Raw genomic sequence first — 26,038 nt, 5'->3', positions numbered from 1 at the left:
GTTGAGATGTGCGCCTGCCGTGGCGCGGGCACCGCCGGCTGTGAGAGGGACGGGCATGAAACCCACCGACAGCGCCGAACCGGCATCGCGGCCGCGCCGGCTATCCCCGCCCGCGCTGCCCACGGTCTGCGTGGCCCTGGCCGCGCTGGCGTTCACCGTCGGGACGTTCCGCGCGCTCGTCACGGACCGGGCCCTCTTCCCCGGGGGCACCGTCGGCTGGTCGCTGGCGGCGCTCACCGGGCTCATCGTCGCCCATCTCGTCGCCCTCGGGCGCGACCGCTGGTGGGGCGGCACCGGATCCGGTGCCGCCCTCACCCTGGCCGTCCTCCTGCTCTACGGCTGGGTCCCCTCCGCCCTGACCAGCATCGCGGTCGTCACCCTGGTGGCCACCGCCCGGCGCCACCGATGGCGGCAGGCGTTACTGCACGGCGCGGTCGACATCCTCGGCATCGCCGCCGCCGGACTCGCCCTCGCCGCCTGCGGCGTCACCGCCGCCGTCGAGGACCCCTGGCTGCCCGACACCTGGCGGGCCTCCGCCGTCCCCAGGGTCGCCCTCGCCGCGTTCCTCTACCTCGCCGTCACGCGCGTCCTGCTCTGGTACTCCATGGCCCCGCGCGCCGCGCTGACCAGCATCGCCCGCACCGCCCTCATGCGGCAGGCCCTGGTCGGCGGCGCCCTCCTCGGCATCGCCCCGCTCATCGCCGTCGTCGCCGACCACGCGCCCCTGCTGCTGCCGCTCTTCGCGGTGCCCCTCATCGCCCTGGACTCCACGCTCTGGATCGCCCGCGCCCGCGCCGAGGAGCAGCTGCGCGACCCCCTCACCGGCCTGCCCAACCGCCAGTGGCTGCTGGAGCGCACCTGGACCGCCCTGGACGAGGCCGAGCGCGCCGGGGACCGCGCCGCGCTCGTCCTGATCGACCTCGACCGCTTCCGGTCCGTCAACGACACCCTCGGGCACCTCGCCGGCGACCGGCTGCTCCTCCAGATAGCCGAACGGCTGCGCCTCGCCCTCCCGCGCGACGCCGAGGCCGCCCGCCTCGGCGGCGACGAGTTCGCCGTGCTGCTGCCCACCGCCGACTCCCTCACCAGCGCCCAGCGGGTCGCCCGCGCGCTCGTCGCCGACCTCGGCTCGCCCCTCGACCTCGACGGACTCACCCTCGTCCTGGAGGCCAGCGCGGGCGTGGCCGTCTACCCCGACCACGCGCTCGACGCGGAAGGGCTCCTGCGCCGCGCCGACGTGGCGATGTACCAGGCCAAGCGCGACCGCAGCGGCGTCGAGGTCTACGAGGCCCGCCGCGACGGCAACACCCCCGACCGGCTCGGCCTGTTGGGCGACCTCCGGCGCGCCCTGGACGCCGGCGACGTCGAGCTGCACTACCAGCCCAAGGTCGGCTTCGACGGACACGTGGAGGGGCTGGAGGCGCTCGTGCGCTGGGTGCACCCCGAGCGGGGCAGGGTCTCGCCGGACGAGTTCATCGCCATCGCGGAGTCCTCCGGGCTCATGCCCCGGCTGACCGAGTACGTCCTGGAGACCGCCCTGTGCCAGGTCGCCAAGTGGCGGGCCATGGGCCTGGAGGTCCCGGTCGCCGTCAACGTCTCGCCGCGCGACGTCCACACCCCCGGCTTCGCCGGCTCGGTCGCCGCCCGGCTCGCCCGGCACGGCGTCCCCGCCGGGGCGCTGCAGCTGGAGATAACCGAACACGTCCTGCTGGAGGACCCCCAGCGGGCCGCGGACACCCTCGCCGGCCTGACCGGCCACGGCGTGAAGATGTCCCTCGACGACTTCGGGACGGGCTACTCCTCGCTCGTCCACCTGCGCCGGCTGCCGGTGAGCGAGCTCAAGATCGACCGTTCGTTCGTCGCCCGGCTCGCCATCGACAACGAGGACGCCGAGATCGTCCGGTGCACCCTCGACCTCGCCCATTCGCTCGGGCTCCTCGTCGTCGCCGAGGGCGTGGAGGACGACGAGACCTGGGAGCGGCTCCGCGACCTGGGGTGCGACGCGGTGCAGGGCTGGCTGGTGGCGGCCGCGATGCCGCCGGACGAGACGACGGCCTGGCTGCGGCTGCGCAACGAGTCCGGGTGGCGCCGGGAGCACGAGCCGCTGGCGGCCGCGGCGGCCGAAGCGGCCGAGGAGGACGCCGACCAGCCGGTGACGTGACGCGGACGGTGCGGCGGGCGGTGCTGCGGCCGGTGCGGCGCCCGGTTTTCCGGCCGGACAGGGCGAAGATGCAGGTGCCGCCGGGCAGAGATCCACGTGCCGCCGCGAAACCGTTTCGCAGGCACAGGCGGCGGCGCCATAGGATTGGGGCGAAAGCCGTACGCCCACCACCACCCACCCTTGAGGATCGCTGCATGCCTGGCATCACGCGCGAGGAGGTCGCCCACCTCGCCCGGCTGTCGCGTCTGGAGCTGAAGGCCGAAGAGCTCGACCACTTCGCCGAACAGCTCGACGTGATCATCGGCGCGGTCGCCCGCGTTTCCGATGTGGCCGACGAGGACGTCCCCCCGACCTCCCACCCGCTGCCCCTGACCAACGTCATGCGGCCGGACGAGGTCCGCCCGTCGCTGTCCCCCGAGGAGGCGCTCTCCGGCGCCCCCGCCCAGGAGCAGCAGCGTTTCAAGGTGCCGCAGATCCTGGGGGAGGACTGACCACATGACGGAGATCATCAAGCTCACCGCCGCCGAGATCGCCGCGAAGGTGGCCTCCGGCGAGCTCACGGCCGTCGAGGTCGCCGAGGCCCACCTGGCCCGCATCGACGCCGTCGACGAGAAGGTCCACGCCTTCCTGCACGTCGACCGCGAGGGCGCCCTCGCCCAGGCGCGCGAGGTCGACGCCAAGCGCGAGCGCGGCGAGAAGCTCGGCCCGCTGGCCGGCGTCCCGCTCGCCCTGAAGGACATCTTCACCACCAAGGGCGTCCCGACCACCGTCGGCTCCAAGATCCTCGAAGGCTGGATCCCGCCGTACGACGCGACGCTCACCAAGCGTCTGAAGGACGCCGACGTCGTCATCCTCGGCAAGACCAACATGGACGAGTTCGCCATGGGGTCCTCCACCGAGAACAGCGCCTACGGCCCCACCGGCAACCCCTGGGACCTCACCAAGATCCCCGGCGGCTCCGGCGGCGGCTCCTCCGCGGCGCTCGCCGCGTACCAGGCGCCCCTGGCCATCGGCACGGACACCGGCGGCTCCATCCGCCAGCCCGCCGCCGTCACCGGCACCGTCGGCGTCAAGCCCACCTACGGCGCGGTCTCCCGCTACGGCATGGTGGCCTTCTCGTCCTCCCTCGACCAGGGCGGCCCCTGTGCCCGCACGGTCCTGGACGCGGCCCTGCTGCACGAGGTCATCGCCGGCCACGACCCGCTGGACTCCACCTCCATCGACGCCCCGGTCCCGCCGGTCGTCGAGGCCGCCCGCAACGGCTCCGTCGCCGGCATGCGCGTCGGCGTCGTCAAGCAGTTCCGCGGCGAGGGCTACCAGGCCGGCGTCATCCAGCGCTTCGACGAGTCCGTGGAGCTCCTCAAGGAGCTCGGCGCCGAGATCGTCGAGCTGGACTGCCCGTCCTTCGACCTGGCGCTGGCCGCGTACTACCTCATCGCGCCGTCCGAGTGCTCCTCGAACCTGGCCCGCTTCGACGCCATGCGCTACGGCCTGCGCGTCGGCGACGACGGCACCCGCTCGGCCGAGGACGTCACCGCCCTGACCCGCGAGGCCGGCTTCGGCCCCGAGGTCAAGCGCCGCGTCATGCTCGGCACCTACGCGCTGAGCTCCGGCTACTACGACGCGTACTACGGCTCCGCGCAGAAGGTCCGCACGCTCATCTCGCGCGACTTCGACACGGCGTTCGAGCAGGTCGACGTGATCGTCTCGCCGACCACGCCGACCACCGCCTTCGCGATCGGCGAGCGCGCCGACGACCCGATGGCGATGTACCTCGCGGACCTGTGCACCATCCCGACCAACCTGGCGGGCAACTCCGCCATGTCGCTGCCCTGTGGCCTCGCGCCCGAGGACGGGCTGCCGGTCGGACTGCAGATCATCGCTCCCGCCATGAAGGACGACCGGCTCTACAAGGTCGGTGCCGCGGTCGAGGCCGCGTTCACCGAGCGCTGGGGCCACCCGATTCTCGAGGAGGCGCCGGCACTGTGAGCGACGCACACGCGGCCGCCGGGCCGCAGATGACCGCGAAAGCCGCACCTCTGCGCCGCGTGGGCGGAGAAGCGAACGAGGAGGCACGGTGAGCACCGACAAGAAGAGCGCGCTGACCAAGGCCAAGGGCTTCAAGAAGTCCAAGGCCGGCACGTACCTGTCCATCGGCACCACGCTGTTCGGTGCGATCAGCGTGGCCAAGCAGGCGAAGAAGGCGCGCGGCGAGCAGGACACCCTCCAGCTCGTGGACGCGGTCGTCTCCGCGGCCGCCATCGCCACCGGCGTCGCCCTGCTCGTCCGCGAGCTGCGCCGCATGAACAGCGACGACGTCCTCGCGGGCTGAGCCGGGACTGAGAGGTTAGTTTTCCGTGACCGTCACTGAACTGGTGTCGTACGAGGAGGCGCTTGCCACCTACGAGCCCGTCATGGGGCTTGAGGTGCACGTCGAGCTCGGCACCAAGACCAAGATGTTCTGTGGGTGCTCCACCGAGCTGGGCGCCGAGCCCAACTCGCAGACCTGCCCCACCTGCCTCGGCATGCCCGGCTCCCTGCCGGTCGTGAACGCCGTCGGCGTCGAGTCGGCCGTGAAGATCGGTCTCGCGCTGCACTGCGAGATCGCCGAGTGGTGCCGCTTCGCCCGGAAGAATTACTTCTATCCGGACATGCCGAAGAACTTCCAGACCTCCCAGTACGACGAGCCCATCGCCTTCAACGGCTATCTGGACGTCCAGCTGGAGGACGGCGAGGTCTTCCGCGTGGAGATCGAGCGCGCCCACATGGAGGAGGACACCGGCAAGTCCACGCACGTGGGCGGCGCCACCGGCCGCATCCACGGCGCCTCCCACTCCCTGCTGGACTACAACCGCGCCGGCATCCCCCTCATCGAGATCGTCACCAAGCCGATCACCGGTGCGGGCGAGCGCGCCCCCGAGGTCGCCAAGGCGTACGTCGCCGAGCTGCGCGAGCTCATCAAGGCGCTCGGCGTCTCCGAGGCCCGCATGGAGATGGGCCAGATGCGCTGCGACGTCAACCTCTCGCTGATGCCGAAGGGCGCCGAGAAGTTCGGCACCCGCAGCGAGACGAAGAACGTCAACTCGCTCCGCTCGGTCGAGCGCGCCGCGCGCTTCGAGATCCAGCGGCACGCGGCCGTGCTGTCCTCGGGCGGCACGATCCTGCAGGAGACCCGTCACTTCCACGAGGAGGACGGCTCCACGACGTCCGGCCGGATCAAGGAAGAGGCCGAGGACTACCGCTACTTCCCCGAGCCGGACCTGGTGCCGGTGGCCCCCTCCCGCGAGTGGGTCGAGGAGCTGCGGGCGGGCCTGCCCGAGCTGCCGCGCCTGCGCCGCAACCGGCTGCGCGAGGAGTGGGGCGTCTCGGCCCACGACATGCAGTCGATCCTCAACGCGGGCGCCGTCGACCTGATCGTCGCCACGATCGAGGCCGGTGCCGACGCCGCGTCCGCCCGCAAGTGGTGGATGGGCGAGCTGTCCCGCCGGGCCAACGAGGCCGGCACCGACCTCGCCGCGATGGAGATCACCCCCGAGCAGGTCGCCCGGGTGTGCGCGCTGGTCGCCGAGGGCTCCCTCAACGACAAGCTGGCCCGCCAGGTCATCGAGGGCGTGCTCGCGGGCGAGGGTGCCCCGGACGAGGTCGTCGAGAAGCGCGGCCTGAAGGTCGTCTCCGACGAGGGCGCGCTGGGCACGGCCGTGGACGAGGCCATCGCGGCCAACGCGGGCATCGCCGACAAGATCCGGGCCGGCAAGGTCGCGGCGGCGGGCGCGCTCGTCGGCGCGGTCATGAAGGCCACCCGGGGTCAGGCGGACGCGGCGCGCGTGCGCGAGCTGATCCTGGAGAAGCTGGGCGTCGAGGGCTGATTCCGGCCCCTCGGCATCCCGCCGTCAACGGCGGGCGATGGCCGTCCCTCTTCGGAGGGGCGGCCATCGGCCGTTCCCGGAGCCGTGGAAGAGCGGTCAGAGCGGTGGGAACCGGCCCGGGTCCGCCCGGGACGGTCTGAATTCGGCCATTGGTGTCCCACGCGCCGAAACGGTCCGGCATGATCCCGACAGCGGGCCGGTCCGCGTGCCCGCATGTGAATGCTGGGGGTAGGGACATGCGACGGGTGACAACGCGACTGGCGGCGCTCCTGCTGGCGGGCGCCGGGCTGGCGGTGACACTGCCGGCGGGCGCGGCGGTGGCGGCCGGGGCCCCGGCGGCTTCCGCGGCCTGCGCGGCCGACTGGGGGAGCCTGCCCAAGGTGAGCACGGCCACCGGCCACAAGCCGCTCCGGGACATCAGGACCGGTCGGCACGACTGCTACGACCGCATGGTCTTCGACGTCCTGGGCCCGGACACCGGGGCGCCGGTCGGCTACCGCGTGCAGTACGTCGACACGCTGCACCAGGACGGCTCCGGGGACGTCATCCCGGTCGGCGGCGGCGCCGTCCTGGAGGTCCGGGTGGCCGCCCCGAGCTACGACCCGGCCACGGGCAAGCCGGTCTACGACGGCAAGGCGGGCCTGCCGCTGCCCGGCGTGGACGTCAGCGGTTACCGGACGTTCCAGGACACCCGCTTCGCGGGCAGCTTCGAGGGCGACACGCAGGTCGGCCTCGGTGTGCGGGCGCGGCTGCCCTTCCGGGTGTTCCAGCAGGGCAACCACGTCGTCGTGGACGTCGCCCACACCTGGCGCGGCTTCCGCTGAGCCGTCACCGTCCGTCGGACCGGCACTACGGTAGGACATAATCCCGGGCGCACTGTGGTATAACCCACAAAACAGACAAAGGATCTTTTCGCGCTGCCACAGTGGGCGGCAGAAGGCCCTCAGCGGGCCTTCTGTCCCGTTGCTCAACCTTCCTCAGCGGTCGTCACCACGGGGTCATCCCGGCGAGACCGACGCGTTACCCGGGAAGCAGGTTATGACCTCACTTGCCCGGTGGTGCCTGCGCCGCCGCTTCGCCGTCATCGCCCTGTGGCTCGTGGTGCTGGCCGGTACGACCCTCGCGGCCACCGTCGCCGGCTCCGCGTACTCCGACGACTACCGCGTCCCCGGCACCGAGTCCTCCCGCGCGACGGCCCTGCTGGAGAAGGCGTTCCCCGGCCGCGGCGGCGACGACACCATCGTCTGGCACACCGACCGGGGCACCGTGCGCTCCGCCGAGGTCGAGCAGCGCATGACCGCCACCCTCCGCGAGATCGCCGCCCTGCCCGGCGTCGCCTCGGTGGACAGCCCGTACAGCGGCGGGCGCGGCAGCGCACAGATCAGCCCCGACCGGCACACCGCCTACGCCTCCCTCACCTTCGACGGCGCCACCGGCGACCCGGCCCCGGCCCGGGTCGAGAAGGTCGTCGAGACCGCCCGTGCGGCGGCGGACGGCAACCTCCACGTCGCGCTGGGCGGCAGCGGCATCGCCTCGTCCCAGGGGGCGAGCGGACACCTCAGCGAGATCATCGGCATCGCCGTGGCGGCGGTGGTCCTGCTGGTCGTCTTCGGCTCGCCCGCGGCGAGCGTGCTGCCGATCGCCACCGCCGTCGTCGGCGTGGGCACCGCCTCCATGGGCACCGTCCTGCTGGGCCACCTGATGAAGGTGGCCGATTTCGCCCCCATGCTGGGCACCCTGATCGGCCTCGGCGTGGGCATCGACTACGCCCTGTTCATCGTCACCCGGCACCGGCGCGGCCTCAAGCAGGGGCTGCCCGTGCCGCTCGCGGCCGAACGGGCCGTCGCCACCACCGGCCGGGCCGTCGTCTTCGCCGGCGGCACCGTCTGCGTGGCGCTGCTCGGCATGCTGATCCTGCGGCTGAGCTTCCTCAACGGCGTCGCCCTCGCGGCCTCGCTGACGGTCGTGCTGACCGTGGCCGCCTCCGTCACGCTGCTGCCCGCGCTGCTCGGCGTCATCGGCGAGCGCGCCCTCAGCCGCCGGGAGCGCCGCCTCCTGGCCGAGCACGGTCCCCGGCCGGAGACCCCCACCGGGCTGGCCGCCCGCTGGTCGGCGCTGATCGAGCGGCACCCCAAGCTGCTGGGCGCGCTCGCGGCGGCCGTCATGCTCGTGCTGGCCCTGCCGACGCTCTCGCTCCACCTGGGCACCTCCGACCAGGGCAACCAGCCCGCCTCCAGCACCACCCGCCAGGCGTACGACATGCTGGCCGGCGGCTTCGGGCCCGGGGTCAACGGGCCCCTGACGCTCGTGGCGCGGCTGGACAGCGCCGCCGACAGCCTGGCCTTCAACAAGCTCCCCGACACCCTGCGGCACACCCCGGGCGTCGCCTCCGTCACCCCCTCGGTCCTCAACGGCAGCGGTGACACCGGCGTCATCACCGTCGTCCCCACCACCTCGCCGCAGTCCCGGGCGACCAGCGAGCTCGTGGACCGGCTGCGGACGGAGGTCCTGCCCAAGGCCACCGGCGGCAGCGGCCCCGAGGTGCGCGTGGGCGGCATGACCGCGAGCTACGACGACTTCGCCGGCGTGATACTCGGCAAGCTCCCCGTCTTCGTGGGCACCGTCGTGGGCCTGGGCTGCCTGCTGCTCCTGCTGGCCTTCCGCAGCATCGGCATACCGCTGAAGGCCGCGGCGATGAACATCGCCGCCGTGGCGTCCTCCTTCGGCCTCATCGTGGCGGTCTTCCAGTGGGGCTGGGGCAGCGAGCTGCTCGGCCTGGGCGGCGCCGGTCCCGTCGAGCCCTTCCTGCCCGTGGTCATGGTCTCGGTGCTCTTCGGGCTGTCGATGGACTACCAGGTCTTCCTGGTCAGCCGGATGTACGAGGAGTGGCTGGCCACCCGTGACAACACGCGGGCCGTCCGCGTGGGCCTCGCCGAGACCAGCCGGGTGATCAACTCCGCGGCGGTCATCATGATCTCCGTCTTCCTGGCGTTCGTGCTCAGCGGCGACCGGGTGATCGCGATGTTCGGCATCGGCCTGGCCTCGGCCGTGGCCCTGGACGCGTTCGTCCTGCGCACGCTGCTGGTCCCGGCCCTGATGCACATGCTCGGCGGCGCCAACTGGTGGCTGCCGGCCTGGCTGGAACGGCTGCTGCCGCGCATCAGCATCGAGCCGCCGGAGGAGCCCGAGCCCGTGGTGCCGCTGCCGGCGCTGCCCGCGGTGCACCGCCCCGACCGAACGGACGAGCAGGCCGAAGCGGTACCGCTCGCCCGCTGACGGGCGTTCTTTCCGTCCCCGTGGCGGCCCCCGCGCCGCGCCGTCGGCCGAGGGGCCGGGCCGCGCCGGGCCGTCGGCCCGGCCAAGGGCGTCAGCCTGCGGCAGAGACGTCAGCCGCGGCGGGGGCGGATGACCACCTGGCCGGAGTCGAGGTCGATGGGGCCCTTGCCCGGGTCGCCGTCGTCGGCGTCGTCGCGGGTGAGCTCCAGCCGGTTGAGCTCCTCCTCCGTGTGCTTCCGGCCCGGTGCGAACACTTCCTCGAACACGTTGAACACGGCACGTCCCCTTCCGTCAGGTCACCTTCAGCCGCAGCAGCCGGTCGTCGCCGGCGGCCGGGCTGCCCCTGCCGTCGGTGTTGCTCGTCGTCAGCCACAGGCCGTCGTCCCCCAGGGGAACAACAGTCCGTAGCCGCCCGTAGTTCCCCTGCAGGAAGGGCCGGGGTTCGGCCGCGGCCGTGGCACCCCGCAGCGGGATGCGCCACAGCCGCTCGCCCCGCAGGCCGGCCATCCACAGGGAGCCGGCCGCGTAGGCCAGCCCGCTCGGCGAGGCGTCGGCCGTCCGCCACTGCACCACCGGGTCCTTCAGGCCCGGCCGGTGCGCCGTGCCCTCGGCCTGCGGCCAGCCGTAGTTCCCGCCGGGCTCCACCACGTTGAGCTCGTCCCACGTGTCCTGGCCGAACTCCGACGCCCACAGCCGCCGCTCCGCGTCCCACGCCAGCCCCTGCACGTTGCGGTGCCCGTAGCTGTAGACCACGGAGCCGGGGTCGGGATTGCCGGGCGCGGGCCGGCCCTCGGGGGTCAGGCGCAGGATCTTGCCGCCCAGGGAGGCCCGGTCCTGGGCCAGGCCGCGCCGGCCGCTCTCGCCCGTACCGGCGTAGAGCATCCCGTCGGGGCCGAAGGCGATGCGGCCGCCGTTGTGCACCGTCCCCTTCGGGATGCCGCGCAGGACCACCGCCGGCGCGCCCAGCCGCCGGCCCTCCGGCGCCCCCTCGTCGACCGGCATGCGGACGATGCGGTTGTCGGAGCCGGTGGTGACGTAGGCGTACAGCAGGTGGTCGGTGGGGTAGCGGGGCGACGCGGCGAGGCCCAGCAGGCCGCCCTCGCCGGCCGCGGCGACGTCCGGCACCGTGCCCAGCGGTGCCCGCCGGCCGCCGTCCGCCCCGACGCGTACGACCGTGCCCGTGTCGCGCGAGCCGATCAGCAGGTCACCGCCGGGCAGCGGGGCCACGCCCCAGGGCGATGCGAGCCGGGTGGCGGCCGTGGCGACGACCTCGGCGGAGCCCCGGGCGGAGCCCGCCGAGGGGGTGGGTGCGCCGGCGCGCGAGGAGGAGGGGGCCGGGCCCCGGGAGGGTGAACCGCCGGAACAGCCCGTGACGATCAGCAGCGCGGACACGGCCAGTACGGCGGTGGCGGTCGGGCGTCGCACGAGGGGTCTCCTCTCGCGGGAGCGGATCACCCCTCCTTGATACACCCCGCCACCGACACCGCCCCCGGTCCCACGACCCCGTCGCGCGACTCAGTCCCACGATCCGATCGCGCCGGGCAGCGCCGCGATCTCGGCCAAGTCCTGCACCGTCAGCCGCAGTCCGGCGGCCTCGGCGTTCTGCACGGCCCAGCGCGCCTTCTTCGTCCCCGGCACCGGCACCACGTGCCGCCCCTGGGCCAGCGCCCAGGCCAGGGCGACCTGGGCGGCCGTGGCGCCGTGGCGGTCGGCGACGCGCCGCAGCCCGGCCACTATCGGCTGGTTGGCGGCCATCATGTCCGCGGTGAAGCGGGGGTGACGCGCCCGGATGTCCTCCGGTTCGAACCCCTGTCCCGGGGTGAGCGTGCCGCTGAGGAAACCGTTCCCCAGGGGCATCGCGGCCAGCAGCCCCACCCCGCGCGAGGCGCACCACGGCACCAGCCGGTCCAGCGCCTCCCGCGACCAGACCGACAGCTCGGCCTGGACGCAGCTGACCGGGAAGACCTGCTGCACCCGTTCCAGCTGGCGGATCGTGGTGTCGTACATCCCCGGTCCCGCCCCGGCCGCGGCGCCGTACCGGCGCCGGGCCCGGGCGCCGATCGCGCACCACCCCAGGGCCCGGACCTTGCCCGCGGACACCAGCTCGGCCATCGCCCCCCAGGTCTCCTCCACGGGCACCTCCGGGTCGGGGCGGTGCAATTGGTAAAGGTCGATGACGTCGGTCTGCAGGCGCCGCAGCGAGGCGTCGCAGGCACGTTTCACATAGCCCGGCCGGCCGTTGGCGACGATGTGCTGCTCACCCACCAGCAGCCCGCACTTGGTCGATATGAACGCCTCCGAGCGCCGCTCCCGCAACACCCGCCCCACCAGCAACTCATTGGTGAACGGCCCGTACATGTCGGCGGTGTCCAGCAGCGTGGCCCCGGCGTCCAGGGCCGCGTGGACGGTGCGCAGCGCGGTCTCGCCGCTCTGCTGGGAGGCGCTGTACGCCCAGTGCATCGGCATGCACCCGAGGCCGATCGCACCCACTTCGAGCGCCGTCGCACCGATTGTCCTGCGCTCCACCGGCCGTACCCCTCCCGTTCCTCGGCCCCAAAACTAACCTCTGCCACTGAGGTCACTTCGCATAGCCTCCAGACATGAGCGCAGATCACAGCGGTTCCCAGCGACCCCTCGCCTGGCTGCCGATCCGTCCCGAGGAGATCGACGGCCTGCCCGGGGGCCTGGAGTACGCCCACTGGGACGGCGGTCCCGACTTCCCCACCGATCCGGCGCGCTGCGCCTTCTACGTCGTGCCCTACATGAAGGGCGCCGCCGTGGAGACGCGCCCGCTGCCCGCGATGACGGGCGTGCGCGTCGTCCAGGCGCTGACCGCCGGCGTGGACGACCTGCTGCCCGAGGTGGGGCGGCTGCCCTCCGGCGCACGGCTGTGCAACGCCCGCGGACTGCACGACGCGAGCACCGCCGAGCTGGCCCTGACGCTCGTCCTCGCCGCCCTGCGCGGCGTCCCCGGCTTCGTCCGGGCCCAGGACGCGGGGGAGTGGCGGCCGTCCTTCCGGCCGGCGCTCGCCGACAAGTCGGTGCTCCTCGTCGGCTACGGCTCGATCGGCGCCGCCATCGAGGACCGGCTCGTTCCCTTTGAATGCGCGCGGGTTGTGCGCGTCGCGCGCTCTCCGCGCACGGCAGCACGCGGGCCGGTCCATCCCGTGACGGCCCTGCCGGAACTGCTGCCCGACGCCGACGTGGTGATCCTCGCGACGCCGCTCACCCCGGAGACCACGGGCCTCGTGGACACCGCCTTCCTCGCCCGCATGAAGGACGGCGCGCTCCTGGTGAACGTCGCCCGCGGCAAGGTCGTGGACACCGAGGCGCTCCTGGCCGAGCTGGAGAGCGGCCGGCTGCTGGCCGCACTGGACGTGACGGACCCCGAACCGCTGCCCGCCGGCCACCCGCTGTGGAAGGCCCCGGGAGTCCTCGTCACGCCCCATGTGGGCGGCCCCTCCTCGGCGTTCCTGCCCCGCGCCAAGGCCCTCCTGCGAGATCAACTGACCAGATTCGCACTGGACGAGCCTCTGCGGAATGTCGTAGCCACTGCCGTCTGATACCACGTAGAGGCACCATTTGGCTGCGCTGTGTATCCGTAATCCGGTAGCTAGTTACGCTATGTATATGAGCTATGTCCCTGAGTGACGACTCTGGTGTATCGTCCCGACGGGGGCTGCTCCGCGCACCGTACGGGCGCAGCGAAGTACCGGAACTCAAGGGGGGCGACGGGCGATGCACGGCCAATGGACGATCTACCCGACGCGGCTCAAGCACCGACCGCGACCGCACGGCGCGGCGACCCCGGCCCGAAGGCTCCCGAGGACCGGCGGCCCGTTCAGGGCGGCGGCGCGGTGAGCGCGCCCGGAGCGGCCCTGACCCGCCGGCCGGCCCAGGCCGGCGGCCCGGGCGTGTTCCCGCAGCTGTTCCTCGCCGTCGTCTGCGGCGGCTACGCCACCGGCGCGGTCTTCGGCTGGGGCTCGGCCGAGCTGGCCACCACCATGGGCGACTTCGGCCTCAGCGGCGCCGCCGGGCTCGCCGCCGCCTCCTGCTTCTGGTACGGCCGCACCCGCAGCACCCGCTTCCGGCCCGCCTGGCTGCTGTTCGCCGCCTCCTCCGCCATGGCCGGCTTCGGCAACTTCGTCTGGGGCTGGTACGAGGTCGTCCTGGGCCGGCACGTGCCGAGCCCCTCGCCGGCCGACTTCTGCTTCCTGCTGTTCGCACCGCCCGCCATCATCGGCCTGCTGGTGCTCGCCCGCCGCCCGGTCACCCGCGCCGGCTGGGTCTGCCTGGCGCTGGACTCCTGGCTGATCGGCGGCTCGCTGCTGACGCTCTCCTGGAGCCTGGCCCTCGCTCACACCGCGCACTTCGCGGGCGAGACCGTCGCCCACGCCGCGCTCTCCCTCGCCTACCCGCTGCTGGACATCGTCCTGGTGTCCATGGTGCTGGCGCTGCACTTCAAGCGCTCGTCCGCCAACCGCTCCGCCATCAACACCGCCATCGCGGCCCTCGCCCTGACGGTCCTGTGCGACGCGCTGTTCACCTCGCCGCTGCTGCGCGAGCACTACCGCTCGGGGCAGATCCTCGACGCGGGCTGGTTCGCCGGCTACATGCTCATGGCGTACGCCCCCTGGGTGGCACGGGAGGAGGGCGAGGAGACCCTCGCCCGGCGCGGCCGGAGCGTGCCGCAGGCCGGCCGGCCCATCGCCGGCTCCCTCGCCGCCCTCACCCCGTACCTGGCCGCCGCCGTCTGCACCCTGGGCATCCTGTACAACGTCCTGGACGGCCACCACGTCGACAGGGTCGTGCTGTTCACGGGCTGCACGGTCGTCCTGGCGCTCGTCGTCCGCCAGGGCATCATGCTGCTGGACAACATCTCCCTCACCCAGGAGCTGGCCCAGAAGGAGAACCACTTCCGCTCCCTGGTGCAGGGCTCCAGCGACGTCATCATGATCGCCGCACCCACCGGCATACTGCGCTACGTCAGCCCGGCCGCCGCCGGGGTCTACGGCCGCGACGCCGAGGAGCTCGTCGGCTCCGAACTGGCCACGCTCATCCACCCCGAGGACCTCGGCCGCGTCGTCCACGAGGTGCGCCGCTTCCTCGCGGCCCCGCCCGCGGAGGAGCCCACCACGCGCATCGAGTGCCGCTTCCGCTCCGGCAGCGGCGAGTGGCTCAACGTCGAGTCCACCGTCAACCGCCACCACGGCGGTCTGATCTTCAACAGCCGTGACGTCACCGAACGCGTCCGTCTGCAGGCCCAGTTGCAGCACACCGCCGAGCACGACCCGCTCACCGACCTGCCCAACCGCGCCCTGTTCACCCGGCGCGTCCAGCAGGCCCTCGCCGGCCGCAGAGTCACCGACGCCGGCACCGCCGTGCTCTTCATCGACCTCGACGGCTTCAAGGCCGTCAACGACACCGTCGGCCACCAGGCCGGCGACGAACTGCTGGTCCAGGCCGCCCGCCGGCTCCAGGACTCGGTGCGCGCCGGCGACTCCACCGCCCGCTTCGGCGGCGACGAGTTCGCCGCGCTCATCATCGGCGACGGCACCCGCGACGCCGCCGTCCGCGAGTACCGCATCCTGGAGATCGCCGACCGGCTGCGCGTCACCCTCTCCCAGCCCTACCTGGTCGAGGGCGGCACCGAGGTCCGCGTCGCCGCCAGCATCGGCGTGGCCTTCGCCGAGCCGGACATCACCCCCGGCACCCTCATGCGCAACGCCGACCTGGCCATGTACCGCGCCAAGCAGGCCGGCAAGGGCCGCGTCGAGCTGTACGCACCGCAGATGCAGGCCGACGTCGTGCGCCGCACCGAGCTCGCCAGCCGGCTGCGCACCGCCCTGCACGACGGCGAGTTCGCCCTGCTGCACCAGCCCGTCGTCGAGCTGGCCACCGGCCGCATCACCGCCGTCTCCGCGCAGGCCCGCTGGCGCTCCGCCCAGGGCATCCTCTTCACCCCCGACGAGTTCCTGCGGGTGGCCGAGATGGACCGCGGTGACGAGAGCGCCCGCACCGCCGAGCTCGGCCGCTGGACGCTGGAGAGGGCCGTCGAGCAGGCCGACCGGCGCCGCCGCGCGGGCCACACCGTGCCCGTCTACGTCCGCCTGTCCGCCGCCCGCCTCCTGGACAAGTCGCTGCCGCCCAAGAACATCGAGGCGATCGTGCTCCGCCACGGCCTGCCCGCGGGCTCCCTGGTCCTGGAGCTCTCCGGCAGCGACCCGCGCATCCCCCTCGACGAGCTCGAACGGCGGCTGGCCTCGCTGCGCCGCTTCGGTGTGCGCATCGCGCTCGACGGCTTCGGCAGCGGATACGCCGCCATGAGCGCCCTGCGCCGGCTCCCCATCGACGTCCTCAAGCTCGACCGGGGCCTGGTCGAAGGGGTCGCCGACTCCGCCCGGCTGCACAAGATCACCGCAGGACTGCTGCGGATCGCCGGCGACCTCGGCATGCTCTCCGTCGCCGACGGCGTCGACGAGCCCGAGCAGGCCCGTGCCCTGCTCGCCATGGGCTGCACCCACGGCCAGGGCGCCGCCTTCGCCGGAGCGCTCGACGAAGCCCGGCTGCAGCACGCCCTCGACAGCGGCCCCTACACCCTTCCGAGTGAAGCCCCCGGGGGCGGTCGCGAGGTGCTCGTCGGGGGCGCACTGCCCGTACGATCCGGAGCGGTGGGCGGTGCGGGAGCCCTCGCACATGCTCCATTGCGCTCAAATAATGAGACGCCCGTCCCACCCACTTGACACTTCAGGTGCCCCGGAGGGAGGGTCGTTTTCATGCGCACCCGAATTCTCGTACTTGGAAAGCGCGTCGGCTGAAGCAGGCCCATGAAGTCCTGCTGACCACACCGGCGCGCTCCCCTCGCTTGCCTCACGGCACGAGGGGTTTTTTGTTGCACTGACACCCATCGAAGTCGCACTGACACCCCTCGAACACCCGTCGAAACCGTCGAATCCGAAGCCTTCGAGAAGAGAATGTCGATGACAGAGCAGGCCACCGGGGCCCATCATCATCCGCAGCCGCGGCCCCGAAGCGGCGGGGCGCAGCAGCCCGCCATCGTCGAGCAGCACCTCACCGGTGCGCAGTCCCTCATCCGTTCCCTGGAAGAGGTAGGGGCCGACACCGTCTTCGGCATCCCCGGCGGCGCGATCCTCCCCGCCTACGACCCGATGATGGACTCCTCGAAGGTCCGCCACATCCTCGTCCGCCACGAGCAGGGCGCCGGCCACGCGGCCACCGGCTACGCGCAGGCCACCGGCAAGGTCGGCGTCTGCATGGCCACCTCGGGCCCGGGTGCGACGAACCTCGTCACCCCCATCGCCGACGCCCACATGGACTCGGTGCCGCTGGTCGCGATCACCGGGCAGGTGTCGTCCAAGTCGATCGGCACGGACGCCTTCCAGGAGGCGGACATCTGCGGCATCACCATGCCGATCACCAAGCACAACTGGCTGGTCACCGACCCCGCCGAGATCCCGCGCACCATCGCCGAGGCGTTCCACGTCGCCTCCACCGGCCGCCCCGGCCCGGTGCTGGTCGACATCGCCAAGGACGCCCTCCAGGCGCGTACGACCTTCGTCTGGCCGCCCCAGACCGACCTGCCCGGCTACCGCCCGGTGACCAAGCCGCACGCCAAGCAGATCCGCGAGGCGGCCAAGCTGATCACCCAGGCCCGGCGCCCGGTCCTCTACGTCGGCGGCGGCGTGCTCAAGGCCAAGGCCACCGCCGAGCTCAAGGTCTTCGCCGAGCTGACCGGCGCCCCCGTCACCACCACCCTCATGGCCCTGGGCGCCTTCCCCGACAGCCACCCGCTGCACCTGGGCATGCCCGGCATGCACGGCTCGGTCGCCGCGGTCACCGCGCTGCAGAAGGCCGACCTGATCATCGCCCTCGGCGCCCGCTTCGACGACCGCGTCACCGGCAAGCTGGACTCCTTCGCCCCCTACGCCAAGATCGTCCATGCGGACATCGACCCGGCGGAGATCGGCAAGAACCGCACCGCCGACGTCCCGATCGTGGGTGACGCCCGCGAGGTCCTGGCCGACCTGATCGTCGCCGTCCAGGCCGAGCACGCGGACGGCCACACCGGCGACTACACCGAGTGGTGGGCGGACCTCAGCCGCTGGCGCGACACCTACCCCCTGGGCTACGACCAGCCCGAGGACGGCAGCCTCTCCCCGCAGCAGGTCATCCAGCGCATCGGGGAGCTCGCGCCCGAGAACACCATCTACACCGCCGGTGTCGGCCAGCACCAGATGTGGGCCGCGCACTTCATCCGCTACGAGCAGCCGCAGACCTGGCTCAACTCCGGCGGCGCCGGGACCATGGGCTACGCCGTGCCCGCCGCCATGGGCGCCAAGGCCGGCCGGCCGGACAGCACCGTGTGGGCCGTCGACGGCGACGGCTGCTTCCAGATGACCAATCAGGAACTGGTCACCTGCGCGCTGAACAACATCCCCATCAAGGTCGCCATCATCAACAACGGCGCCCTGGGCATGGTCCGGCAGTGGCAGACGCTCTTCTACAACCAGCGCTACTCCAACACCGTCCTGCACTCCGGCCCGGAGTCGGACGGCAAGGAGGCCGCCGCCGGCACCCGCGTCCCCGACTTCGTCAAGCTCGCCGACGCCATGGGCTGCGTCGGGCTGCGCTGCGAGGACCCCGCCGACCTGGACAAGGTCATCGCCGAGGCCAACGCCATCAACGACCGGCCCGTCGTGGTCGACTTCATCGTCCACCAGGACGCCATGGTCTGGCCGATGGTCGCCGCCGGCACCTCCAACGACGAGATCCTCGCGGCTCGTGGCGTGCGCCCGGACTTCGACGGCATCGACGACGACTGACCGCCACCGACTTCGAGACGAGAGGCTCCCAGGCCATCCCATGACCAAGCACACGCTCTCCGTCCTGGTGGAGAACACCCCCGGCATCCTCACCAGAGTCGCCGCGCTGTTCTCCCGCCGCGGTTTCAACATCGACTCCCTCGCCGTCGGGGTCACCGAGCACCCCGACATCTCCCGCATCACGATCGTCGTCAACGTCGAGACGCTGCCGCTGGAGCAGGTCACCAAGCAGCTCAACAAGCTCGTCAACGTGCTGAAGATCGTCGAGCTGGAGGAGAGCGCCGCCATCCAGCGCGAACTCGTCCTGGTGAAGGTCCGCGCCGACAACGAGACCCGCTCCCAGATCGTCGAGATCGTCCAGCTCTTCCGCGCCAAGACCGTCGACGTCTCCCCGGAGGCCGTCACCATCGAGGCGACCGGCGGCAGCGACAAGCTCGGCGCCATGCTCAAGATGCTGGAGCCGTTCGGCATCAAGGAGCTGGTGCAGTCCGGGACGATCGCCATAGGGCGCGGCGCGCGGTCCATCACCGACCGCAGCCTGCGCGCCCTCGACCGCTCGGCCTGACCGCCCTGCGTGCCGCCGCCCGCGGCCGCGCGCGGCGGCACCCCTCACCCTTCCCGCACCCCGCCCGTCATACGGTGGGACGTAACACCGGACACACCGGAAACAAGGAGATATCCCCAGTGGCTGCCGAGCTCTTCTACGACAACGACGCCGACCTCTCCATCATCCAGGGCCGCAAGGTCGCGGTCCTCGGCTACGGCAGCCAGGGCCACGCCCACGCGCTGTCGCTGCGGGACTCGGGCGTCGACGTCCGCGTGGGCCTCCACGAGGGCTCCACGTCCCGCCAGAAGGCCGAGGAGCAGGGCCTGCGCGTCGTCACGCCCGCCGAGGCCGCGGCCGAGGCCGACGTCATCATGGTCCTCGTGCCGGACCCGATCCAGGCCAAGGTCTACGAGGAGTCCGTCAAGGACAACCTCAAGGACGGCGACGCCCTCTTCTTCGGCCACGGCTTCAACATCCGCTTCGGCTTCATCAAGCCCCCGGCCGGTGTCGACGTCTGCATGGTCGCCCCCAAGGGCCCGGGCCACCTGGTGCGCCGTCAGTACGAGGAGGGCCGCGGCGTTCCCTGCATCGCCGCCGTCGAGCAGGACGCCTCCGGCAACGCCTTCGCGCTGGCCCTCTCCTACGCCAAGGCCATCGGCGGCACCCGCGCCGGCGTCATCAAGACCACCTTCACCGAGGAGACCGAGACCGACCTCTTCGGCGAGCAGGCCGTCCTGTGCGGCGGCGCCTCGGCGCTGGTCAAGGCGGGCTTCGAGACCCTCGTCGAGGCCGGGTACCAGCCCGAGATCGCCTACTTCGAGTGCCTCCACGAGCTGAAGCTCATCGTCGACCTCATGTACGAGGGCGGCCTGGAGAAGATGCGCTGGTCCGTCTCCGAGACCGCCGAGTGGGGCGACTACGTCACCGGCCCGCGCATCGTCACCGACGCGACCAAGGCCGAGATGAAGAAGGTCCTCGGCGAGATCCAGGACGGCACCTTCGCCAACAACTGGATGAAGGAGTACCAGGAGGGCCTGCCGAAGTACAACGAGTACAAGAAGGCCGACGAGGACCACCTGCTGGAGACCACCGGCAAGAAGCTGCGCAAGCTGATGAGCTGGGTCGACGACAAGGAGTAGTCCGCCGTCCGGGCCCCGGGGCACACCCCGGGGCCCGCATCCGTCCCGCCGTGTCCGTCGTGTCCAGACCCCGGCGGGTGACGTTTCCGCAACGGCCCGGAGCCCGGCCGGGACACCCCGATACACTGCGGAGCACAACGCGTCAGGCTCACAGCGTCGTGCGTCTTCCACGCGGCTGCCCCCTTCACCGCCTTCGGCCGTCGGGACGGCCGTCCGCGAAGTTAGTGAGGACTGAGACCCCGTGAGCCCTGCTTCGTCTCGTAAACCCGTCGTACTCATCGCCGAAGAGCTGTCGCCCGCCACCGTCGACGCCCTGGGTCCCGACTTCGAGATCCGGCACTGCAACGGGGCCGACCGCTCCGCGCTGCTGCCCGCGGTCGCCGACGTCGACGCCATCCTCGTGCGCTCCGCCACCCGGATCGACGCCGAGGTGGTCGCGGCCGCCCGGAAGCTGCGCGTCGTCGCCCGGGCCGGCGTCGGTCTCGACAACGTCGACGTCTCCGCCGCCACCAAGGCCGGCGTCATGGTCGTCAACGCGCCCACGTCCAACATCGTCACCGCCGCCGAGCTGGCCTGCGGCCTGCTGATCGCCACGGCCCGCAACATCCCGCAGGCCAACTCCGCGCTGAAGAACGGCGAGTGGAAGCGCTCGAAGTACACCGGCGTCGAGCTGAGCGAGAAGGTCCTCGGCGTCGTCGGCCTGGGCCGCATCGGCGTCCTCGTCGCCCAGCGGATGTCCGCCTTCGGCATGAAGGTCGTCGCCTACGACCCGTACGTGCAGCCGGCGCGCGCCGCCCAGATGGGCGTCAAGCTGCTGACGCTCGACGAGCTGCTCCAGGCCGCCGACTTCATCACCGTGCACCTGCCCAAGACGCCCGAGACGATCGGCCTCATCGGCGACGACGCGCTGCACAAGGTCAAGCCGTCCGTGCGCATCGTCAACGCCGCGCGCGGCGGCATCGTCGACGAGGCCGCCCTGGCCACCGCCCTGAAGGAGGGCCGGGTCGCCGCCGCCGGTCTCGACGTGTACGCGTCCGAGCCGTGCACCGACTCGCCGCTGTTCGAGTTCGACAACGTCGTGGCCACCCCGCACCTGGGCGCCTCCACCGGCGAGGCCCAGGAGAAGGCCGGCATCGCCGTCGCCAAGTCCGTGCGGCTCGCACTGGCCGGCGAGCTGGTGCCGGACGCGGTCAACGTCCAGGGCGGCGTCATCGCCGAGGACGTCAAGCCGGGGCTGCCGCTGGCCGAGAAGCTCGGCCGGATCTTCACCGCCCTGGCGGGCGAGGTGGCGGTGCGGCTGGACGTCGAGGTCTACGGCGAGATCACGCAGCACGACGTGAAGGTCCTCGAACTCTCCGCGCTCAAGGGCGTGTTCGAGGACGTCGTCGACGAGACCGTCTCGTACGTGAACGCCCCGCTGTTCGCGCAGGAGCGTGGCGTCGAGGTCCGGCTGACCACGGGCTCGGAGTCGCCGGACCACCGCAACGTCGTCACCGTGCGCGGCACGCTGTCCGGCGGTGGCGAGGTCTCCATCTCCGGCACGCTGGCCGGTCCGAAGAACCTGCAGAAGATCGTCGCGGTCGGCGACCACGACGTGGACCTCGCCCTCGCCGAGCACATGGCCTTCCTGCGCTACGAGGACCGTCCGGGCGTCGTCGGCACGCTGGGCCGGATCCTGGGCGAGGCCGGCATCAACATCGCCGGCATGCAGGTCTCGCGGGCGACGGAGGGCGGCGAGGCCCTGGTGGCCCTGACCGTCGACGAGTCCGTGCCGCCGGCCGTCCTCGCGGAGATCGCCGCGGAGATCGGGGCCACGTCGGCCCGGGCCGTCAACCTGACGGACTGAGCTCCGGGTCCCTGACGGCCGCGAGCCCCGGACCCCGGCGGGTCCGGAGGGCGGCCGCCGAGGCGGGAAGGCGAGCGGCGCCCCCGGCCGGTTGGCCGGGGGCGCCGCTCGTGGTCTTTCAGGACCGGGCCGGAGCCGGCTCCGGGGTGACCGGCCCGTCGGTGGCCGTGGTCGTGTCCCCGCTGCGCACGCCCCGCAGGGTGGTCACCGCGAGGAGCGCTGCCAGGGCCAGGAGGACGGCGCCCCCGACGGAGGCGACGGCCATGCCGTGAGTGAACGCCTCCCGCGCCGCGCCGAGCACCGCCCCGCCGGTACGGGCCGGCAGGTGCGCCGCGACCCCGACGGCTCCGCCGAGCGTCTCGCGCACCGTCTCCAGCGCGTCGTGCGGCAGGTCCGACGGCATCGTGTCCGTCACGTCGCGGCGGTAGACCGCGGTGCCGACGCTGCCGAAGACCGCCATGCCGAGGGCGTTGCCGAACTCCTGGCCGGTCTCCAGCAGCGCGGCGGCCGAACCGGCCTTCTCCGGCGGGGCGGTGGCCAGGGCCATGTCCGACGCGGGGGCCATGACGGTGACGATGCCGCAGCAGATCAGGGCGGCGCCGGTCAGGGCCAGGGCCAGGGAGTCGGTGTCCGACAGGGCGAGCACGCCGTAGCCGGCGGCGCCGACGAGGAAGCCGGCGGCGATGACCAGGGCCTTGTCCGCCTTCTGGGCGGCGGTGGTCGCCAGCGGGGCGACGGCGGCCACCGCCAGCGACGGCAGCAGGCCCCACAGGGCGGCGTCCAGGGGGCTCTTGCCGAGCACGCTCTGGAGGTACTGCGTCGTGAAGTAGGCCGAGCCCATCATGCCGACCGAGGCGACGGTGTTGACGGTGACGCCGATGCCGAAGCCACGCTTCCGGAAGAGCTCCCGGCTGATCATGGCGTCGCGCCGGGTGCGCTGGCGGCGTACGAAGAACCAGCCGACGACCAGGCCCGCGGCCACGCACGCGGTGGACGGCAGGGTGAACCCGTCGGCCGCCGTCTGCTTCAGCCCGTAGACCACCGGCAGGACGGCCCCCATCGACAGCGGGACGCTCAGCAGGTCGAAGGCGCCCGGAGCGGGGTCCTTGAACTCGGGGACGAGGACGGGCACGAGGACGAGCAGCAGCACCATGGCCGGCACGTTGATCAGGAAGACCGAGCCCCACCAGAAGTGCTCCAGCAGCACGCCGCCCACCACGGACCCCAGGGCGATGCCGCCCGCCATGGCGCCGGACCAGATGCCGACGGCCCTGCTGCGCTGCCGGTCGTTGCGGAACATGTTGCGCACCAGCGCCATCGTCGAGGGCATCAGCGTCGCGCCGCCGATGCCGAGCACCGCGCGGGCCGCGACGAGCGTCTCGGCGTCCCGTGCGTACGCGGCCGCCACGGACGCCGCCCCGAAGGCCGCCGCGCCGAAGAGCAGCAGTTTCCGGCGGCCGATCCGGTCGCCCAGCGAACCCATCGTGATCAGCAGCCCGGCGAGGGCGAAGGCGTAGACATCGAAGATCCACAGCTGCTGCGTGCCGGTGACCCGGAGGTCCTCGCTGATCACGGGCACGGCGTAGAAGAGGACCGAGACGTCCATGGAGACCAGGAGGAGGGGCAGCAGGAGGACGACGAAGGCCGTCCACTCCCTGCGCCCGGCGAGGGGTGCGCTGGGGTTCGTCATGCCGAGGAATATACGGGCGTCTTAAACGTTTGTCTAGAACGCTCGTATAAGACGGCCGTCTGGAACGTCCGTACAGGGCGCGCTAGGGTGCCGGTATGGGACACCGGGAAGATCTGCTCGACGGCGCCAAGCGCTGCCTGCTGGACAAGGGCTGGGTGCGCACCACCGCGCGCGACATCGTGGCGGCCTCGGGCGCCAACCTCGCCTCGATCGGCTACCACTACGGCTCCAAGGACGCGCTGATGATGGAGGCGTTCCTGAAGCTGACCGAGGACTGGGGCGAGCAGATCACGCACACCCTGGCCCGTGCCGCCGCGGCCGGCGTCCCCCACGACGAGCGGCTCGCCGCCGTCGTCGACGGGATCGTCGACAGCTTCTCGGGCGACCGTCAGTTCTGGGCCGCCCAGCTGGAGGTGATCGGACAGCTGGACAACCACCCCGTCCTCCGCGAGCGGTTCGCCGCGGTGATGCCCCAGGGGCGCGAGGGGCTGGTGGCCGTCTTCGAGGGGGTGGACGACGGCGCGGTGCCGGCCGAGGCGGCGCGGACCACCGGTTTCCTGTACTACGCGCTGTTCACGGGGCTGTGGGTGCAGTGGCTCATCGACCCGAAGCAGGTGCCCGCGGGCCGGGACGTCGTCGAGGGCATGCGCCGCGCCGTGGCCGGCACCGTGCTGGAGGTCCCGGAGAAATAGCGTTGCGCGAGGGCGGGTTGATGGGGCGTACTGGACGTAACCGGGATGTATTCGCTGTACTGGTTGCCCGAGTACACCAGTAGGAATGTCCGGGAGGTTGCTCGTGCCCCTGACCGACGCCCGTTCCACTGCCCCCTACGCCCCCTCCTTCCCGCAGGACCGCACCTGTCCGTACCACCCGCCCGCCGCCTACCCCGAGTTGGCCGAGCGCGGGCCGGTGGGCCGCATGACCCTCTACGACGGCCGTCAGGTGTGGGCCGTGACCGGCCACGCCGAGGCCCGCGCCCTGCTGGCCGACCGGCGGCTCTCCGCCGACCGGAAGAATCCTTCCTTCCCCGTCGTGCTGGCGCGCTTCGCGAACCAGGCCGAGCTCGACATCCCGCTCCTGGGCGTCGACGACCCCGAGCACGCCCGCCAGCGGCGGATGCTGATCCCGAGCTTCGGCCTCAAGCGCATCGCCGCCATGCGCCCGGCGATCCAGGCCATCGTGGACGGCGTCATCGACGCCATGCTCGAACGCGGCCCGGAGGCCGAGCTCCTCTCCGCGTTCGCCCTGCCCGTGCCGTCGATGGTCATCTGCCGGCTCCTCGGGGTCCCCTACGCCGACCACGAGTTCTTCGAGAGCCGCTCCCGCGCGCTGCTCACCGCCCCCACCGCCGCCGAGTCCAACGCGGCGCGGGAGGAGCTGAAGGACTACCTCCACCACCTCGTGGCCGCCAAGGAGGCGCACCCCGGCGACGGGCTCCTCGACGAGCTCATCGCCGACCGCCTCGGCACGGGCGAGCTCGACCGGGAGGAACTCGCCCTGCTGGCCATGATCCTGCTCGTCGCCGGCCACGAGACCACGTCCAACATGATCACCCTCGGGACGTACACCCTCCTCGAACACCCCGGGCAGCTGGCCGCGCTGCGCGCCGACCCCGCCCTGATGCCCGGGGCCGTCGAGGAGCTGATGCGCTACCTGTCCATCGCCGACGGCATGGTGCGCGTCGCCACGGAGGACATCGAGATCGGCGGGCACACCATCCGCGCCGGCGACGGCGTGCTCCTGCCGACCTCCGCCATCAACCGGGACCCCGGCGTCTACGCGGACCCCGGCGCCCTCGACGTGCGCCGGGTCGCCCGCCACCACGTGGCCTTCGGCTACGGCGTCCACCAGTGCCTGGGCCAGAACCTGGCCCGCGCCGAGATGGAAATAGCCCTCACCACCCTCTTCGCCCGTATCCCCACCCTGCGTCTGGCCGTTGCTCCTGACGAGGTGCCCATCAAACCCGGCGACACCCTGCAAGGTCTCTACGCACTCCCGGTCACCTGGTGACCGAAGAACGGAGCACCCGAATGCGCATCAGTATCGACTCCGGCGTCTGTATCGGCTCGGGCATGTGCGCCCTCACCGCACCCGACGTCTTCACCCAGGACGACGACGGCTTCGGCACCGTCCTCCCGGGCAAGGAGGACGGCGCGGGCAACCCGCTCGTCAAGGAAGCGGTGCGCGGCTGTCCCGTCCAGGCCATCACGGCCGGCGAATAGCCGGCGGCGCGCACGCGGAGGGCGTCACGGCCGCTGCAGCCGGGACCCCTTGAGGGTCATGTGCAGCAGCAGCCGGTCCTCGCCGTCGTCCAGGTCGAGGCCCGTCAGCTGCTCCACCCGGCCCAGACGGTAGTAGAGGGTCTGCCGGTGGATGCCCAGGGCCGCCGCCGCACGGCCCGCCTGGCCCGCGCAGTCGAGGTACACCTCGGCCGTGCGGGCCAGCTCCGTGTGCGCGGGCGCCAGCAGCGGCAGCACCGCCGGGTCCGCCGCGCGCTCGGCCGCGAGCCCGGTCAGCACCCGGTACGGGCCGATCCCCGCCCATTCCGCCACCGGCCCCAGCCGCCGCTCCGCCACCGCGGCCCGCGCGGCCCCCAGCGCCTCCGTCCAGGCCGCGGGGAGCTCCGCCAGCCCCTTGCGGGGCGTCGCGAGCCCGGCCGCGGCCAGGGCC

At 72.5% G+C, this 26,038-nt stretch carries 21 protein-coding genes; 16 read left to right on the top strand and 5 right to left on the bottom strand.

Annotated elements, in window-relative coordinates:
• Positions 1 to 55: 55 nt before the first annotated feature.
• From LE181_RS18610 to LE181_RS18580, 7 genes are all read left to right on the top strand, one after another.
• The gene (locus tag LE181_RS18610) at positions 56 to 2,161 is read left to right on the top strand and encodes a putative bifunctional diguanylate cyclase/phosphodiesterase (RefSeq protein ID WP_225662434.1); all 2,106 of its coding nucleotides are present in this window, start codon (positions 56 to 58) and stop codon (positions 2,159 to 2,161) included.
• Positions 2,162 to 2,355: 194 nt separating this feature from the next.
• The gene (gatC, locus tag LE181_RS18605; protein WP_225662433.1) at positions 2,356 to 2,652 is read left to right on the top strand and encodes an Asp-tRNA(Asn)/Glu-tRNA(Gln) amidotransferase subunit GatC; all 297 of its coding nucleotides are present in this window, start codon (positions 2,356 to 2,358) and stop codon (positions 2,650 to 2,652) included.
• Between the two features lie 4 nt (positions 2,653 to 2,656).
• On the top strand, positions 2,657 to 4,150 hold the full coding sequence (gene gatA, locus LE181_RS18600) for an Asp-tRNA(Asn)/Glu-tRNA(Gln) amidotransferase subunit GatA (RefSeq protein WP_225662432.1): 1,494 nt from the start codon (positions 2,657 to 2,659) through the stop codon (positions 4,148 to 4,150).
• Positions 4,151 to 4,238: 88 nt separating this feature from the next.
• Complete coding sequence (locus LE181_RS18595; RefSeq protein WP_190109916.1) at positions 4,239 to 4,493, top strand: hypothetical protein; 255 nt, start codon at positions 4,239 to 4,241, stop codon at positions 4,491 to 4,493.
• Positions 4,494 to 4,518: 25 nt separating this feature from the next.
• A complete protein-coding gene (gatB, locus tag LE181_RS18590) occupies positions 4,519 to 6,027 on the top strand; it encodes an Asp-tRNA(Asn)/Glu-tRNA(Gln) amidotransferase subunit GatB (RefSeq protein ID WP_225662431.1) in 1,509 nt (502 codons plus the stop codon).
• Positions 6,028 to 6,263: 236 nt separating this feature from the next.
• Positions 6,264 to 6,851 carry an AMIN-like domain-containing (lipo)protein gene (locus LE181_RS18585; protein WP_225662430.1) on the top strand — a complete coding sequence of 196 codons (588 nt, stop codon included), beginning with the start codon at positions 6,264 to 6,266 and terminating at the stop codon, positions 6,849 to 6,851.
• A gap of 214 nt (positions 6,852 to 7,065) precedes the next feature.
• Positions 7,066 to 9,303 (top strand): MMPL family transporter, encoded by a 2,238-nt coding sequence (locus tag LE181_RS18580; protein ID WP_225662429.1) that lies wholly within the window; start codon positions 7,066 to 7,068, stop codon positions 9,301 to 9,303.
• Between the two features lie 110 nt (positions 9,304 to 9,413).
• Here the strand turns inward: LE181_RS18580 and LE181_RS18575 are convergent, their stop codons facing one another.
• The 3 genes from LE181_RS18575 to LE181_RS18565 form a co-directional block, all read right to left on the bottom strand.
• Positions 9,414 to 9,578, bottom strand: a complete 165-nt coding sequence (locus tag LE181_RS18575; RefSeq protein WP_225662428.1) for a DUF6191 domain-containing protein — start codon at positions 9,576 to 9,578, stop codon at positions 9,414 to 9,416.
• Between the two features lie 16 nt (positions 9,579 to 9,594).
• A complete protein-coding gene (locus tag LE181_RS18570; protein ID WP_225662427.1) occupies positions 9,595 to 10,728 on the bottom strand; it encodes a PQQ-dependent sugar dehydrogenase in 1,134 nt (377 codons plus the stop codon).
• A gap of 90 nt (positions 10,729 to 10,818) precedes the next feature.
• Positions 10,819 to 11,829 (bottom strand): aldo/keto reductase, encoded by a 1,011-nt coding sequence (locus tag LE181_RS18565; RefSeq protein ID WP_225662426.1) that lies wholly within the window; start codon positions 11,827 to 11,829, stop codon positions 10,819 to 10,821.
• 74 nt (positions 11,830 to 11,903) lie between these two features.
• Between LE181_RS18565 and LE181_RS18560 the strand changes: the two genes are divergently transcribed.
• From LE181_RS18560 to serA, 6 genes are all read left to right on the top strand, one after another.
• Positions 11,904 to 12,866, top strand: coding sequence for a 2-hydroxyacid dehydrogenase (locus tag LE181_RS18560; protein ID WP_225662425.1), 963 nt, complete (start codon positions 11,904 to 11,906; stop codon positions 12,864 to 12,866).
• Between the two features lie 294 nt (positions 12,867 to 13,160).
• Positions 13,161 to 16,046 carry a putative bifunctional diguanylate cyclase/phosphodiesterase gene (locus tag LE181_RS18555; protein ID WP_372458409.1) on the top strand — a complete coding sequence of 962 codons (2,886 nt, stop codon included), beginning with the start codon at positions 13,161 to 13,163 and terminating at the stop codon, positions 16,044 to 16,046.
• Positions 16,047 to 16,277: 231 nt separating this feature from the next.
• Positions 16,278 to 18,146 (top strand): acetolactate synthase large subunit, encoded by a 1,869-nt coding sequence (locus tag LE181_RS18550; RefSeq protein ID WP_225662423.1) that lies wholly within the window; start codon positions 16,278 to 16,280, stop codon positions 18,144 to 18,146.
• A gap of 40 nt (positions 18,147 to 18,186) precedes the next feature.
• Positions 18,187 to 18,711 carry an acetolactate synthase small subunit gene (gene ilvN, locus LE181_RS18545; RefSeq protein ID WP_225662422.1) on the top strand — a complete coding sequence of 175 codons (525 nt, stop codon included), beginning with the start codon at positions 18,187 to 18,189 and terminating at the stop codon, positions 18,709 to 18,711.
• A gap of 119 nt (positions 18,712 to 18,830) precedes the next feature.
• On the top strand, positions 18,831 to 19,832 hold the full coding sequence (gene ilvC, locus LE181_RS18540) for a ketol-acid reductoisomerase (protein WP_225662421.1): 1,002 nt from the start codon (positions 18,831 to 18,833) through the stop codon (positions 19,830 to 19,832).
• A 241-nt stretch (positions 19,833 to 20,073) separates the two neighbouring features.
• Positions 20,074 to 21,678 carry a phosphoglycerate dehydrogenase gene (gene serA / locus LE181_RS18535; RefSeq protein WP_225662420.1) on the top strand — a complete coding sequence of 535 codons (1,605 nt, stop codon included), beginning with the start codon at positions 20,074 to 20,076 and terminating at the stop codon, positions 21,676 to 21,678.
• Positions 21,679 to 21,796: 118 nt separating this feature from the next.
• On the opposite strand, the gene LE181_RS18530 is transcribed toward serA, so the two are convergent.
• A complete protein-coding gene (locus LE181_RS18530; protein ID WP_225662419.1) occupies positions 21,797 to 23,368 on the bottom strand; it encodes an MFS transporter in 1,572 nt (523 codons plus the stop codon).
• A 95-nt stretch (positions 23,369 to 23,463) separates the two neighbouring features.
• Between LE181_RS18530 and LE181_RS18525 the strand changes: the two genes are divergently transcribed.
• The 3 genes from LE181_RS18525 (at position 23,464) to LE181_RS18515 (ending at position 25,590) form a co-directional block, all read left to right on the top strand.
• Positions 23,464 to 24,060: a TetR/AcrR family transcriptional regulator gene (locus LE181_RS18525; protein WP_225662418.1), complete on the top strand. Its 597-nt coding sequence runs from the start codon at positions 23,464 to 23,466 to the stop codon at positions 24,058 to 24,060.
• Positions 24,061 to 24,169: 109 nt separating this feature from the next.
• On the top strand, positions 24,170 to 25,378 hold the full coding sequence (locus LE181_RS18520; protein ID WP_443742922.1) for a cytochrome P450: 1,209 nt from the start codon (positions 24,170 to 24,172) through the stop codon (positions 25,376 to 25,378).
• A 20-nt stretch (positions 25,379 to 25,398) separates the two neighbouring features.
• Positions 25,399 to 25,590 carry a ferredoxin gene (locus LE181_RS18515; RefSeq protein ID WP_225662416.1) on the top strand — a complete coding sequence of 64 codons (192 nt, stop codon included), beginning with the start codon at positions 25,399 to 25,401 and terminating at the stop codon, positions 25,588 to 25,590.
• Positions 25,591 to 25,614: 24 nt separating this feature from the next.
• Here the strand turns inward: LE181_RS18515 and LE181_RS18510 are convergent.
• The coding region (locus LE181_RS18510) for a PucR family transcriptional regulator (RefSeq protein WP_225662415.1) at positions 25,615 to 26,038 on the bottom strand (424 nt) is incomplete at its 5' end.

This window comes from Streptomyces sichuanensis, assembly GCF_020328095.1.
Classification (GTDB): domain Bacteria; phylum Actinomycetota; class Actinomycetes; order Streptomycetales; family Streptomycetaceae; genus Streptomyces; species Streptomyces cinnamoneus.
This window is presented reverse-complemented; position numbering and strand designations above follow the sequence as displayed.